Annotated in this window: 1 protein-coding gene; it reads right to left on the bottom strand. The window is 24.1% G+C overall.

Annotation, left to right across the window (positions count from 1 at the left end):
* Positions 1-69: 69 nt before the first annotated feature.
* On the bottom strand, positions 70-377 hold a 308-nt coding region (locus GQ589_RS12360), incomplete at its 5' end, for a hypothetical protein (RefSeq protein ID WP_237399246.1).

The following is a 377-nucleotide window of genomic DNA, read 5'->3' as shown; positions in this document are numbered from 1 at the left end:
CATTTTTTTCATAATTAAATCCCCTTTTCTTTTATCATAGAGAATTTTCTACTTTTTTGCCGTACTATTTTAGGGGATAGTTACACCAAACACTCCTAGTTTAGAATAGAACATTTTTCTACTGGAATATTCATTATCACTAACATTATTTTTATAAGTATATAATTGGTTATCAACTTTAATAGTTAATAATTGATATCCTATATAATTTATTGGTTCTGTTTTAGAATATGAACAATATTGATATTTTAAATTTATATGACTCCCAGAAAAAGTAGTTACATTTACTTCCTCAAATGAGTCTTCATCACATTTTGTTGTATTAGCAAATGCAAAATTTGCTAATAGTACACTGAATATAATTATTTTCTTCATTT

Origin of the sequence: Gilliamella sp. Pas-s27, from assembly GCF_009795865.1 — a bacterium.
Taxonomy (GTDB): Bacteria; Pseudomonadota; Gammaproteobacteria; order Enterobacterales; family Orbaceae; genus Gilliamella.
Note: the sequence above shows the minus strand (reverse complement) of the source record. Positions and strands in the feature narration are given on the sequence as shown.